12 protein-coding genes are annotated in these 13,379 nt (G+C 71.4%); 4 read left to right on the top strand and 8 right to left on the bottom strand.

From position 1 onward, the window contains the following. Positions 1–381 precede the first annotated feature (381 nt). Genes LXT21_RS04865 through LXT21_RS04855 form a run of 3 tightly spaced genes read right to left on the bottom strand, consistent with a single transcriptional unit; the run spans position 382 to position 3,109 of the window. A complete protein-coding gene (locus LXT21_RS04865) occupies positions 382–639 on the bottom strand; it encodes a DUF3006 domain-containing protein (RefSeq protein ID WP_254036902.1) in 258 nt (85 codons plus the stop codon). Next, entirely contained in the window at positions 636–1,901 is a 1,266-nt protein-coding gene (locus tag LXT21_RS04860) for a ComEC/Rec2 family competence protein (protein WP_254036901.1), read from the bottom strand. The genes LXT21_RS04865 and LXT21_RS04860 overlap by 4 nt, the downstream gene beginning before the upstream one ends. After that, positions 1,898–3,109 carry a ComEC/Rec2 family competence protein gene (locus LXT21_RS04855; protein ID WP_254036935.1) on the bottom strand — a complete coding sequence of 404 codons (1,212 nt, stop codon included), beginning with the start codon at positions 3,107–3,109 and terminating at the stop codon, positions 1,898–1,900. Before LXT21_RS04855 ends, LXT21_RS04860 begins: the two co-directional genes overlap by 4 nt. 113 nt (positions 3,110–3,222) lie before the next feature. On the opposite strand from LXT21_RS04855, the gene deoC reads away from it, so the two are divergent. The 4 genes from deoC (at position 3,223) to LXT21_RS04835 (ending at position 6,967) form a co-directional block, all read left to right on the top strand. Beyond that, positions 3,223–4,053 carry a deoxyribose-phosphate aldolase gene (gene deoC / locus LXT21_RS04850; RefSeq protein ID WP_254036900.1) on the top strand — a complete coding sequence of 277 codons (831 nt, stop codon included), beginning with the start codon at positions 3,223–3,225 and terminating at the stop codon, positions 4,051–4,053. 14 nt (positions 4,054–4,067) lie between these two features. After that, complete coding sequence (locus LXT21_RS04845) at positions 4,068–4,460, top strand: TraR/DksA family transcriptional regulator (RefSeq protein ID WP_046715601.1); 393 nt, start codon at positions 4,068–4,070, stop codon at positions 4,458–4,460. Between the two features lie 66 nt (positions 4,461–4,526). Next, the gene (locus LXT21_RS04840) at positions 4,527–6,254 is read left to right on the top strand and encodes a phospho-sugar mutase (protein WP_254036899.1); all 1,728 of its coding nucleotides are present in this window, start codon (positions 4,527–4,529) and stop codon (positions 6,252–6,254) included. Positions 6,255–6,328: 74 nt separating this feature from the next. Continuing rightward, a complete protein-coding gene (locus LXT21_RS04835) occupies positions 6,329–6,967 on the top strand; it encodes a hypothetical protein (RefSeq protein WP_254036898.1) in 639 nt (212 codons plus the stop codon). A 6-nt stretch (positions 6,968–6,973) separates the two neighbouring features. On the opposite strand, the gene LXT21_RS04830 is transcribed toward LXT21_RS04835, so the two are convergent. The 5 genes from LXT21_RS04830 to LXT21_RS04810 form a co-directional block, all read right to left on the bottom strand. Beyond that, positions 6,974–8,128: a sensor histidine kinase gene (locus LXT21_RS04830; protein ID WP_254036897.1), complete on the bottom strand. Its 1,155-nt coding sequence runs from the start codon at positions 8,126–8,128 to the stop codon at positions 6,974–6,976. A 348-nt stretch (positions 8,129–8,476) separates the two neighbouring features. After that, positions 8,477–9,406 (bottom strand): ABC transporter permease, encoded by a 930-nt coding sequence (locus LXT21_RS04825; protein ID WP_046715597.1) that lies wholly within the window; start codon positions 9,404–9,406, stop codon positions 8,477–8,479. 71 nt (positions 9,407–9,477) lie between these two features. Beyond that, positions 9,478–10,623, bottom strand: a complete 1,146-nt coding sequence (locus LXT21_RS04820) for an ABC transporter permease (RefSeq protein ID WP_254036896.1) — start codon at positions 10,621–10,623, stop codon at positions 9,478–9,480. Continuing rightward, positions 10,616–12,085 carry an ABC transporter ATP-binding protein gene (locus LXT21_RS04815; protein WP_254036895.1) on the bottom strand — a complete coding sequence of 490 codons (1,470 nt, stop codon included), beginning with the start codon at positions 12,083–12,085 and terminating at the stop codon, positions 10,616–10,618. The genes LXT21_RS04820 and LXT21_RS04815 overlap by 8 nt, the downstream gene beginning before the upstream one ends. 53 nt (positions 12,086–12,138) lie before the next feature. Further along, complete coding sequence (locus tag LXT21_RS04810) at positions 12,139–13,326, bottom strand: BMP family lipoprotein (protein ID WP_254036894.1); 1,188 nt, start codon at positions 13,324–13,326, stop codon at positions 12,139–12,141. Positions 13,327–13,379: the final 53 nt, after the last annotated feature.

Genomic DNA, 13,379 nt, shown 5'->3' with positions numbered 1-13,379 from the left:
GGGCCCTTCCTCTCCTTGCGGTCTCTTCGTCGACGAAGGGCGCACACGTGAAGCCTGAGCCATCGTGTCGAGGAGTGACGTGGCGAACCTGGCGGGCCCTTCCTCTCCTTGCGGTCTCTTCGTCGACGAAGGGCGCACACGTGAAGCCTGAGCCATCGTGTCGAGGAGTGACGTGGCGAACCTGGCGGGCCCTTCCTCTCCTTGCGGTCTCTTCGTCGACAAAGGGCGCGCATCTGAAGTCTGAGCCATCGCGCAGTGGTGGCTCGGAGAGGCGTCGCGCGGAAGGCTCCGCGCTCATGTTTCATCACCAGGACTGTCGTTGGCCCGCCGCTTCGCACGTCGCGCCGGCTCGAGTCGGACCGGCGTGACAGCGCGACAGGCTCAGAGGTCGAAGTCGCCCGGTGGCGGCGTCTTGCCCTTCTTCGCTCGCTCACGGGCCGCGCGGACCTCCTCGCGCAGCGCCTCGGTGGCTTCCGCGTCCACCGTCATCGTGTCCAGGTGGATGACGTCGCCTTCACGCACGCCCTCGGGGAGGGAGGCGAGGGGCCTCGTCACCTCGCGCCCGTCCACGACGAGCACCGCGACTTCATCCTCGATGCGGTCCAGCGTGGCCCGCGACTGGGTGGGTTTCTTCTTCACGGGTTGCAGTCCTGCGCGGGCCGCCGCTCACGAATGGCCTCCTCCCGCGTCTTGTAGATGATGAGGTTCTCGGCGTGGATCTTCCGCGCGCCGTCGCAGTCGGGGATGTGGAATTTGTCGCGCTTGCGGCTCGCGTGGTACGGCCCCTTGTACTTCTTGTTGTTGCGCTCGTCCTTGGGCGGCGCCGCCGGAGCCTCGGTCATCTTCACCGGCTCGACGGGTTGCTCCACGACGGGCTTCTTCTCGACCAGCGGCTTGCCCGCCCAGAAGTCCGGGAGCGGCGTGGGTCCCTGCCCCACCAGCGTGTAGCGCATGTCGCTGGGCGTGCCCTGCTTGAGCCGCTGCGGCGAGATGACCAGTGACTTGCCATCGCTGACCACCTGCACCTCGCCATGCTCGTCGGTGCGGAACACTTCCAGGTGCGCGGCCTTCAGGCGCTCCAACGTGGCGGGCGCCGGCGCCTTGAACGCATTGCCCGCGCCCACGGAGATGACGGCGGCGCGAGCCCCCACGCGCGTGAGGAACGGCGCCGTGGTGGCGGTGTCGAGCCCGTGCGCCCCCACCTTGAGCAACGTGGACTGCACCGGCACCTCGCGCGCGAGCAGGTACTCCTCCGTCTGTGCCAGCGCATCACCGGTGAACAGCACCGACGTCTCGCCGTACGACAGGCGCATGACGATGGAGTTGACCTCCAGCGCGGCCGTGGGCGCGTCCAGCAGCGGCTCGCTGGGCGCGCGCGGCCACAGGATGGTCAGCGACACGCCGTCCCCCAGGTTGATGCGCTGGGGCGCGTTGGGCGTGGACGTGGGCGGCGCGGGGGAGACGACCTGGACCCGGCGCTCGCCGAGCTTCGTGAGCAGCGCGTCGTAGTCTGGCGGCGCCGTGGGCAGCTGGGGCTCCATCAACTGGCGAGCCCCCACCCGGCGCAGCACCGCGTCCAGCGCGCCGTGGTGGTCCACGTGGGGATGCGTGAGGACCACCAGGTCCAGGGGCTTGGTGAGCAGCTCCGGCAGGCGGTTCACCAGGTGCCGGGAGGCGCTCTCTGGGCCCGAGTCCACCAGCACCGTGGTGCCGTTGGGCGCCACGATGAGCGCCGCGTCCCCCTGGCCCACGTCGAAGAAGTAGACGCGCAGCTTCCCGTCCGGGGCCGCGCCGAAGTAGCGCCGGGCCTCTGGGGCTCGGGCGGCGGGGTCCGGCGCGGGCTCCTTGCAGGCCCCCAGGACGAGCAGGGTGCCCAGCAGGGCGAGTAGGCGCGAACTCATGGATGACAATCCTCGGAGGGGCGACGCTCGCGCAGGGCGGCTTCGCGGTTCAGGTACACGGTGCGTTCCGACTTGGAACGCTTCAGGGTGGAGCACGTCTCGCGGTGGAATACCTTGCTGCCCTTGAGACCGATGTAGCGCTCCTGGCCCTCGGAGCCGCCTCGGGACGAGGCTCCACCCGTGTCGTCGCGGGATTGTCGCGAACCCGGCCCCGGACGTTTCGTGTCGGGCGTCGGGGATGGGACCAGGACGGGGACGGAGGGAGCGAGCCCCTGGCCGCCGGACACCACCACCATGGCGCCGTCGCCCGCGTGGGTGCGCAGCGTGACGGTGTTGCCGTCGCTGGCGGCCACCACCTCGCCGTCCCGGTCCGTGCGCAGCACGTGCGCGCCCACCGCGCCCAGGCGCTCCAGCGTCTCCTGTGCGGGGTGGCCATAGTCGTTCTTCGCCCCGCAGGAGATGACGGCGGCCTGGGGCTTCGCCGCGGCGAGGAACGCGGCGGTGGAGGAGTGACGACCTCCATGGTGCGCCACCTTCAGCACGGTGGTGCTCAAGTCCAACGACTTCTTGAGCAGCATGCCCTCCGTGTCCGGCTCCGCGTCGCCGACGAGCAGGAAGGCCGTCTTCCCATACGTCAGCTTCGCGACGATGGAGTTGGAGTTCGGGTCCGAGCGCGTGCCGACGAGGAAGGGCTCCTTCGGTGCGCGCGGCCAGAGCACGGAGAGCGAGACGCCCTCGCCCAGGCCGATGGTGAGCAGCCCGTTGGGGGACGAGGGGCTCGGCTCGGGGTTCATCACCTGGCCCACCGTGTCCCCGACGACATTCAGCAGGTCGCGGTACGCCTCGCTGGGGTGGTCGAAGCCGGGGTCCATGAACCGCCGCGCGCCAATCGTGCGCAAGGTTTGCGCGAGCCCTCCCAGGTGGTCCAGGTGCGGGTGCGTGAGGATGACCAGGTCCAACGGGCCGCTCACCAGCTCCCGCAGGCGCTTGGTGAGCCGCTCGCGCGCCTCGGGCGGGCCGCCGTCGATGAGCACCGTCTTGCCGGTGGGCGAGATGACGAGGGCCGCGTCGCCCTGGCCCACGTCGAGGAAGTGGACCGTCAGTGGCCTGTCGGATGTCGCGGTGAGAGGGGAGGGCAGGCCCGCGGCGAGACCCGGCGGCGCGGCGAGCAGGAGGACGAGGAGACCGAACCAGCGGAGACGGGACATCACGAGGGGACTCTACCGCCACGTTCCCACCCTCGGCACGTCAGGTGTGAGCGGGAAACGAACGACTCTCCCGAGCGCTTCCCGAGGACCGCGAAGTGGGCTAAGGGGCCGCAATGTCCGACTCCAAGGACCTCTCCAAGTTCGTCGAGGAGCTCGCCGACCAGGTCCGCCGCCACGTGTCCTCGTGGACGGCCACCCGGGAGGACTCGCCCGGCGGGTTTCCTGTCGACCTCGCTCCGCCCGCCACGGCCCGCGTGGACCCGGCCTCCATCCGCTCGGCCGCGGACCTGGCGCCGTACATCGACCACACGCTGCTCAAGCCCGAGGCCCGCGCCGAGGACGTGGCGAAGGTGGCCCGCGAGGCGCGTGAGCACGGCTTCGCCACGGTGTGCGTGAACAGCGCGCAGGTGGCCACCGCGGCGAAGGTGCTCGCCGGCTCGAGGACGGTGCCCATCGCCGTGGTGGGCTTCCCCCTGGGCGCCAGCCTCTCCTCGGCCAAGGCGTTCGAGGCGCGCGAGGCCATCCGCGCCGGCGCGCGCGAAATCGACATGGTGCTCAACGTCGGCGCGCTCAAGGCGCGCGAGCACGCGCTCGTGTTCCAGGACATCCGCGCGGTGGTGGACGCGTGCCGTCCGGTGCCGGTGAAGGTCATCCTCGAGACGTCGCTGCTCACCGACGAGGAGAAGGTCTTCGGCTGTCTGCTGTCGAAGTCCGCGGGCGCCGCCTTCGTGAAGACCTCCACGGGCTTCGGCTCCGGCGGGGCGACCGTGGAGGACGTGGCGCTGATGCGACTGGCGGTGGGAGACGACGTCGGCGTGAAGGCCTCCGGCGGCATCCGCTCCTCCGAGGACGCGCTGAAGATGCTGCGCGCGGGCGCCAACCGACTGGGTGCGTCCGCGTCGGTGGCCATCGTCAACGGGCAGGTCTCCACCGCGAAGTACTGACCCGGCGGGCCGCGATGAACGCGAAACAGCGAGACGAACTCAAGGCCCTGTTGCTGGCGCTGCACTCCGAGCTGACGGAGAAGGTGCCGGCGAAGATCGAGCCCAACCGGACCGACGATGCGCGCATCGGCGGGGACGAGGACGAGCAGCCCCTCAACGAGATGATGCAGGCCATCGCCTCCAACCGGAACCGGAACATGGACGGCGTGCTGGCCCGCGTGCTCAAGGCGCTGGGCAAGCTGCGCGACGAGCCGGACTCCTTCGGGGACTGCGAGGAGTGCGGCGACGAGATTCCACTCGGTCGCCTCAGGGCCATGCCCTACGCCGAGCTGTGCGTCACGTGCCAGGGCGGCAAGGACGGCCCCAAGGGCCGCGCCACCCGCCGCAAGCTCACCGACTACTCCTGAAACCCCACAGGCGCCCGGGCACGTCGTCGCGTGCGCCCTCTTCGAGACACGAGGCAACGAGGCTCCATGAGCGACAGCGGATTGAGAGAGCGGGCGGAGGCATGGCGTCTGGCGGACCCGGACCCCACCACCGCCGAGGAGCTGGCGCGGCTGCTCGCCGCGAATGACGAGGCGGAGCTGGCGGACCGCTTCGTGGGGGACTTGGAGTTCGGCACCGCGGGCCTGCGCGGCGTGCTGGGCGCCGGCCCCAACCGGATGAACCGCGCCGTGGTGCGCCGCACCACCGCGGGCCTGGCGCGCTACCTCAAGGCGCAGGTGCCGGACGTCGCCACCCGAGGCGTGGTGGTGGGGCGGGACGCGCGCCGGCTGAGCGCGGAGCTGGCCGAGGACACCGCCGCCGTGCTCGCCGCCGAGGGCATCCCGGCCCACGTCTTCCCCGAGCCCGTGCCCACGCCGCTCACCGCGTATGCGTGTCTGCACCTGAACGCCGCGGCCGCCATCATGGTGACGGCCAGCCACAATCCACCCGAGTACAACGGTTACAAGGTGTACTGGGGCAACGGCGCGCAAATCATCCCCCCGCACGACACGGGCATCGCCGCGGCCATCGCGAAGGTGGAGCCCGCCAACCGGGTGCCGCTGCTCACGCCGGACGCCGCGCGCAAGCAGGGCCTCTGGCGCGACCTGCCGGACTCGCTGGGCGAGGAGTACGTGCGCGCCATCCTGGGCCTGCGCGTGCACAAGAAGGGCTCGCCGACGCTGTCCATCGTCTACACGGCGATGCACGGCGTGGGCGGCGTGTGGGCGGAGCGGGCCCTGCGCGACGCGGGCTTCCCGCGCTTCACGCCGGTGGCCGAGCAGCAGCAGCCGGACGGGCGCTTCCCCACGGTGCGCTTCCCCAATCCGGAGGAGCCCGGCGCCATGGACCTGTCGCGCGCCACCGCCGAGCGCGTGAAGGCGGACCTGGTGCTCGCCAATGACCCGGACGCGGACCGGCTGGCCGTCATGGCGCGCGAGTCCACGGGCGGCCTGCGCATGCTCACCGGCAACGAGGTGGGCGTGCTCCTGGGCCACTACCTGCTGACGCAGGGGACGAAGCGCGCCCGTCCGCATGTCGTCACCACCATCGTCTCCTCCACGCAGCTGGGCGACATCGCCCGCTCGTTGGACGCGGCCTATGACGAGGTGCTCACGGGCTTCAAGTGGATCGCCAACCGCGCCCTGGAGCGCGAGCAGGCCGAGGGCACGCAGTTCGTCTTCGGCTACGAGGAGGCGCTCGGCTACACCGCCGGCACCGTGACGCGGGACAAGGACGGCGTCGGCGCGGCGCTCGTCATGGCGGACCTGGCCGCGTGGTGCGAGGCGCGAGGCACCACGGTGCTCGGCTACCTGGAGGAGATTCAGCGCAAGCACGGCCTCTATGTCGGCGCCCAGCGCAACGTCACGCTGCCAGGCGCGGCGGGAGCGCAGGCCATCCGCGGCATCATGGACGCGTTCCGCGCCCGGCCTCCCTCGCACATCGGCGGCGAGGCGGTGCGCGCGGTGCTCGACTACCAGCGCGGCGTCAACGGCCTGCCCCCCTCCAACGTGCTCGCGCTGGAGCTGGAGGGCGGCGGCCGCGTCACCCTGCGTCCGTCCGGCACCGAGCCCAAAATCAAATACTACTTCGAGCGCAAGGAGACGCCCGCGGCGGGCGAGCCCCTGGCCCAGGCCCGCGCGCGCGCCGAGACCCGGCTGACCGCCTTCATCGAGGCCTTCATCGCCCTGGCCCGTGAGCGGGGCCAACCCACCTGAGTCCTGAATCACTCCTCAACTCCACACCCCTGGCCGCGTTACCCCTGTCGCGGCCCCTCACCGAAAGGCTTCGTGTGAAGCGCCTCGTCCCTGGACTCCTCCTCGCTTTTCTCCTGGCCCTCCCTGGCACCGCGCTGGCGCGTGGACAGGGCTGGTCCATCCTCGCCGCCGACACGCTGGGGCGGGGCAACACGGCCTTCTCGGGGCAGATTGGTTGGCCGGGCCTCACCCTGGGCGTGCTCCACGGCACGTCGGAGACGGTCGATATCGGCGGCAAGTTCAGCTTCAACTGGGGCCGCGAGGGCTGGGTGCGCTTCACCGCCCCCGGCATCAAGCTGCAGGGCTGGCTGCGCGTGGAGCTGGCGAAGGCGAACAACGTGTCCTTCGCGCTCACCTTCCAGCCCGGGCCGCTGTTCTACTTCGATGACGGCGACACGGACGTGGGCCTGGCGCTGCCGGTGGCCTTCGTGGTGGGCATTCCCGTCAGCAGCGCGCTGATGGTGAACGTGGGCCTGGACATGCCCTTCCACGTCTACTTCGGCCGGAGCATCGGCCCCGTCATCCCCATCCTGGTGGGCGGCGGCCTGGAGTACTTCATCAGCAACAAGCTGGCCGCCTCCTTCAACCTGCGCATGGGCCCCGCCCTCATCCCCGACTGGGATGAGAGCGAGTTCGCCATGGAGGCCCTCTTCGGCATCGCCTACCGCTTCTAGGCGCTGCTACCAGGAGGACGTCTGCTCGGGCAGCTCCACCGTGAAGGTGCTGCCCAGGTTGACCCGGCTCTGCACCGTGAGCTTGCCGCCCATGGACTCCACCAGGGCGCGCGCCACGGTGAGGCCCAGGCCGGCGCCCTTCTCCGGCGGCTTCGTCGTGTAGTAGGGCTCGAAGACGGCCTGCAGCTCGTCCTCGAAGATGCCGATGCCCGTGTCCTTCACGAAGAGGCGCGGGCCGAAGTCGCCGAACATGTCCGGCATCTCCACGCCCACGTGGATGCGGCGCGGGCGGTCCATCACGCACTCCACCGCCTCCGCCGCGTTGGCCAGGATCTCCACCAGCACCTGCTCGAGCTGCCGGCGGTTGAACACCACCGCGATGGGGTCCTCGGGCAGCACCACCGTCACCTCGGCGGTGAGCAGCCGGCCGTTGTCCCGCAGGCGGTCCACCACGGAGGGGACCAGCTCCCGCAGGTCGAACCGCTGGATGTCCTTGGGGTTGGTGGGGCCCAGCGACAGCAGGTGCTGGCCGTACAGCCGCATCTGCTCGCCCGCGACGCCCAGCTTCTTGAGCTCCTCGGCATCCGGCGGCAGGCCCTGCACCGCGCGCTCGCGCACGTGGCCCAGCGCCCGCTGGAGGCCCTCGCCGATGTGGCCCAGGTTCTGCGCCACGTCCGCCGCCAGCGTGCCCACGCGCGCCAGCCGCTCCATCTCCACCCAGCGGGTGCGCGGATCCAACAGCTCCTCGGCCCGCTGCCCACCGCGCTCGCGGTGCGCCTTGAGCTCCAGGAGCGTGTGCACGCGGACCTTGAGCTCCAGCGGGTCCAGGGGCTCGGTGGTGAGCAGATCATCCACCCCGGCCTCCAGCACCTGACGCCGCGTCTGGCGGTCCGCCCGCCGCGTCAGCATCAGCACTGGCACTGGGGGCCCGCGCAGCTCCGCCTGGAGCCGGCGATAGGCCGCGAGTCCGTCCGTTCCCGGCCGCTCCACGTCCAGGAGCACCAGGTCCGCGGGCTGATGGGCTTGTGCCCCGCCCGCCGGCAGCACGTCATAGCCCGCCGGGGCCAGGATGGAGCACAGCCGCTCCATGCCCTCTGACTCCACGTCCACCGCCAACACGCGGGGGCGATACGTCTCGGTCGTTCCCGTCGTCTCCAGCATCACCCACCCCCGCCGTGTTGGCCGGACCGACCGGGCCCGGGGTTCACAAGGAGTCCCTACGAACCTTGCGTCTGAATGGATGAAACCTCCCCCCGGTGGCCTCCTCCATCCCGGCGCGGCCCGACACCCGGGCTACATGCCAGTCGCGTGCCGAACCTCGCGTCGACGCCCTGTGTCTCAATCCCGGAGAAACCCGGAGGTCGCCCCAGTAACGGCAGGGGGTTGGAGTGTTGGCTTCCTCCATTGCTCGAAGGAGCCGACGTTGGCCACCAGACACCCGGGTGTCACCTATGACCAAGAATCATTTCATACCCGGGTTCGAAAAGACACCGCCTGGGTATTCCGGGCTCAGCGGGATTCCTGCTCGTATGGGACGCCGAGTGCGGCGGGGGTGCTGTTGCGCTGTCCCTGGAGCGTGAGGACGACGAGGGTGAGGACGTAGGGCAGGGCGAGCAGGACGCCCTGGGGCACGACGTCCAGGAGGCCTGGGGCGCTGGAGGCGAGGCCGATTCGCAGCGCGTTGCCGAAGGCGAAGAAGGCCGCGGCGAGGAAGGCGCCCAGCGGCGTCCAGCGTCCGAAGACCATGGCGGCCAGGGCCATGAAGCCCAGGCCCGCGGGCGTGTGTTGCTCGAAGCGGTCCAACACGGTGGTGGAGAGCACCGCGCCGCCCAGGCCCGCGAGCAGTCCGCCGCCCAGCACCGCGCCCCACCTGAGGGCGGGGACGGAGAGGCCCAGCGTGGCGACCGCGTGGGGTTTGTCGCCCACGGCGCGCAGGCGCAGGCCCAGCGGGGTGCGCGTCAGGACCAGCTGCAGGAGCACCGGGAGCAGCAGCGCCAGGTACGTGGGCGCGGCGTGGCCGGAGAGCGCGCCCAGCACGGGCACCGAGGACAGTCCTGGCAGCTCCCACGTGGAGAGCTGCTGGATGGAGGGCGTGCCGTTGGGGCCGAAGTGCGTCTCCAGCAGGAAGGTGCCGCCGGCCAGGGCCACCAGGTTGAGGGCGATGCCGGACACCACCTGGTCCGAGCGCCAGCGGATGCACAGGAAGCCGTGCACCGCCGCGAGCCCCGCGCCCGCGAGCATGCCCATGACGACGGCCAGGGGCGTGGGCATGACGAGCGCGGCGACGGCGGCGCAGAAGGCGCCCACGCGCATCATTCCCTCGACGCCGACGGCCACCACGCCCGCGCGCTCGGAGAGCACCGCGCCCAGCGCGGCGAAGACGAGCGCCGGGGCGGCGTCCAGCGTGGCGAACAGCAGCCGATGGAGGACCTCAAGCATGGGGCACCTGCGCGGTGGGCGCGGCGAGGGGCGCGGCGTCCCGCGTGGCGAACAGCGGCCGATGGAGGGCCTCACGCATGGGGCACCTGCGCGGTGGGCGCGGCGGGCGTGGCGACAGGGGCGGGCGCGGTGCGGCGGCGCAGCACGGCCAGCCAGATGAGCCGGCCGGCGACGAAGAGCAGCGCGAGGCCCTGGATGAGCTCGGGGAAGCTCTTGTGCACGTCGAGCAGCTGCATGCGTGTACCGCCCGCGCGCAGCACGCCGAAGAAGAGCGCCGCGGCGCCCACACCCAGCGGGTGGTTGTTGCCGATGAGCGCGATGGCGATGCCGTCGAAGCCGTAGGGCGCGCCCAGCGTGCCCGGGTAGCGGCCCTCGGTGCCCAGCACCAGCACGGCGCCGGCGAGGCCCGACAGTGCCCCGGCCAGCGCCATGGCGAGTCCCGCGCGGCGCGCCACGGGGATGCCGGCGGCGCGCGCGGCCTCGTCACCCAGGCCCACCGCGCGCGTCTCGAAGCCCGAGCGCATGCGCGTCAGCCATGCCCACACCGCCACCGCGGCGACGGTGGCCAGCACGAAGCCCAGGTTCAACCGCGAGCTGTCGCCCAACAGGCGCGGCAGCGCCGCGGTGGGGTGGATTTCGGCGGTGCCGGTGACGGAGGCGCCGGCCTCCGCGGTGCCGCGCAGCGGGCCCACCACGAGCCAGTTGTCGACGAGCCGCAGCGCCACCCAGTTGAGCATGATGGTGGAGATGACCTCGTGCACACCCCGGTAGAGCTTCAGCAGGGCGGCGATGCCCGCCCACGCGGCTCCGGCCAGCGCCGCGCCCAACAGCGCCGCGGGGATGTGCAGCACCGAGGGCAGCGCCACGTGCGCGCCCACCACCGCGGCGGCGAGCGCGCCCAGCAGCATCTGCCCCTGCGCGCCGATGTTGAACAGGCCCACCTTGAAGGCCACCGCCACCGACAGCCCGGTGAAGGTGAGCAGCGCGGCCTTCATCGCCGCCTCGCCCATCGGACGGGTGAGCACGGTGGCCGGTGCGTCCTCGAAGAGGAAGCGAGGCCAGTCACCCACGCCGCCCCAGAGCATCTGGAGATAGGCCGCCGTGGCCGTCGCGAGCCCGCCCTCGTCGCGCGTGAACGCGATGAGCAGCCAGCACACCCCCAGCGACAACAGCACCGACAGCACCGACGGCAGGGCCTGCCGCGTGCGCTCACCCATGGCCCGGCTCCGCTCCCAGCATGCGACGTCCCAGCTCCTGCTCGTCGTACTCGGGCCGGGTGAACTGGCCCGTCACGCGCCCCTCGAAGAGCACGTAGACGCGGTCCGCCAGCGCCAGCACCTCTTCCAAGTCCAGCGACACCAGCACCACGCCGGTGCCCTGCGCCCGGGCCTCGCGAAGCCTCGCGTGCACCTGGGCCACCGCGCCGATGTCCAGGCCCCGCGTGGGCTGCACCACCACCAGCAGGCGGGGCCTCGCATCCAGCTCGCGCGCCACCACGACCTTCTGCTGGTTGCCTCCGGACAGGGCCTGCAGCGGCAGCGTCGGCTCGGGCGGACGCACGTCGTAGGCGGCGAGCAGCTCCGTGGCCCGCGCGCGGCGTCCGTCGAAGTCGATCCACGGCCCCTTCGCGAAGGGCGGCCGGTTGTGCCGACCCAGCGCGATGTTCTCCTCCGCGCTGAGCGCCTTCACCACCGCGCGGCGCAGCCGGTCCTCGGGCACGTGGCCCACGCCGCGCTCGCGCGCCTGGGCGGGCGTCAGGTGCGCCAGCTTCCCGCCGAGCAGCGTGCCCGTGCCGGACGTCAGCGGACGAAGGCCCGTGAGCACCTCCGCCAGCTCTCGCTGCCCGTTGCCGTCCACACCCGCGATGCCGACGATTTCGCCCGCGCGCACCGTGAGGTCCACGCCCTGGAGCGCGGGCCGGCCATTGTCGCCCTGGGCCTGGAGCCCCGACACCTCGAGCAGCACCTCGCCCGTGGAGGGCGTCTGGGTGGTTTGCGTGTTCGCGTCCGTCGGCGCGGCGCGCGCGGTGTCACCCACCATGAGGGCGGCGAGCGCGCTCGCGGAGGTGTCCGAGGGGCGCACCTCGGAGACCAGCCGCCCCCGGCGCATCACGGCGATGCGGTCCGCCACGCCGAGCACTTCCTTCAGCTTGTGGCTGATGAGCACCACGGAGCGCCCCTGCTCGACGAGGCCGCGCATCACGCGCGCGAGCTCCTCGGCCTCCTGGGGGGTGAGCACGGCGGTGGGCTCGTCGAGGATGAGCACGCGCGCGCCCCGGTGCAGCGCCTTGACGATCTCCACCTTCTGTTGCGAGCCGACGGTGAGCGTGTCCACCCGGGCGCGAGCATCCAGCGCGAAGCCGAAGCGCGAGCACGTCTCGGACACCTCCGCCACGGCGCGCTCGTAATCGAACAGGCCCCGGCGCGTGGGCTCGCGGCCGAGCACCACGTTCTCCGCCACCGTCAGCGTGGGCACGAGCATGAAGTGCTGATGCACCATGCCGATGCCCCGGTCGATGGCGTCGCGCGGGCTCTTGAGCCGCACGGGCGCGCCCTCCACGGACACCTCACCCGAGTCCGGGTGATAGAGCCCGTAGAGGACGTTCATCAGGCTGGACTTGCCCGCGCCGTTCTCGCCCACGACGGCGAGCAGCTCCTTCTCGCGGATGTCGAGCGACACGTCGTCCAGCGCCGTGACGGCGCCGAACCGCTTCTGGATGTGCCGGAGGGAAATCAGGGGGCGGCGGCCTGGAAGGAGGCGAGGTCCGCCGGGACGGAGGGCACCTGGATGTCGCCGGAGATGATGCGCTGGCGCAAGGCCTCCACCTTCTGGAGCGCCTCCGCCTTGCCCGGGAAGTCCACCCGCACCTCGGCCATGGCCACGCCGTTCTCCTTGATGCCCAGCACCTGCTCGCTGGCGGTGAACTTGTCGTCCACCAGGTCCTTGGCCGTCTGGTACACGACCAGGTCCGTGTGCTTCAGCATGGAGGTGAGGATGGCCTCCGGCGCCACGTGCGACTGGTCCGAGTCCACGCCGATGGCATACACGCTCTTGCCCGCCGCGCGAGCCTCCTTCACCGCCTGGATGACGCCGATGCCGTCCGAGCCAGCCGCGTGGAAGATGACGTCCGCGCCCTTGGCGATGAGGTCCTGGGCCACCTGCTTGCCGGCGGCCATGTCGTTGAAGCTGCCGGTGTAGACGGACATCAGGGCCTGGGCGGCCTCGGGCTTCGTCGTCTTCACGCCCGCGCGGTAGCCCACCTCGAAGCGCTGGATGAGGGGCACCTCGATGCCGCCCACGAAGCCCACCTTGTTCGTCTTCGTCACCAGACCCGCGAGCGCGCCCACGAGGAAGCTGCCCTCGTGCTCCTTGAAGAGGACGGTGCGCACGTTGGGCAGCTTCAGCGCCTTGCCCTGCGAGTCGAGCACCTGGCTGTCGATGAGCAGGAAGCGCGCCTTCGGGTTCTCCTGGGCGGACGTGCGTACGGCGTTGGCCAGCAGGTAGCCGTTGCCGATGGTCAGCTGCGAGCCCCGGTCCACGAGCAGTTGGAGGTTGGGGATGTAGTCCTCCTGGGCCTTGCTCTGGAGGACGACGGGCTGGATGGGCAGCGGCTTCAGGGTGGCGGCGATGGAGGACAGGTGGCCGGGCAGCGACTTGCTCACCTCGTCCGGCCCAGCGTCCACGTACTTGCCGCCCTCGTAGCGCTTGCCGGCGGCCCACAGCTCCAGGCCGCGAAGGGCGGCGTCGTTGAAGGAGTGGTCACCCCGGCCGCCCACGTCGATGACGAGGCCGACGGGGAGGGGCTTCTTCGCCGCCTGCGGGGAGGTGGCGGGAGCGCCCGCGGGGGGCGACTCCTCCTTGGACTTGGAACAGGCGCACAGGAGGGCCGTGAGGGCGAGGACCTGGAGGCGAAGCATCATGGCTGGCTATCTACCAGATGCGGCGGCGCCTTTCGCGGAAGTGCATGGGGGGC

This window comes from Myxococcus guangdongensis (genome assembly GCF_024198255.1).
GTDB classification, from domain to species: domain Bacteria; phylum Myxococcota; class Myxococcia; order Myxococcales; family Myxococcaceae; genus Myxococcus; species Myxococcus guangdongensis.
The sequence above is the reverse complement of the archived record's forward strand: the minus strand, read 5'-3'. Positions and strand labels throughout refer to the sequence as shown.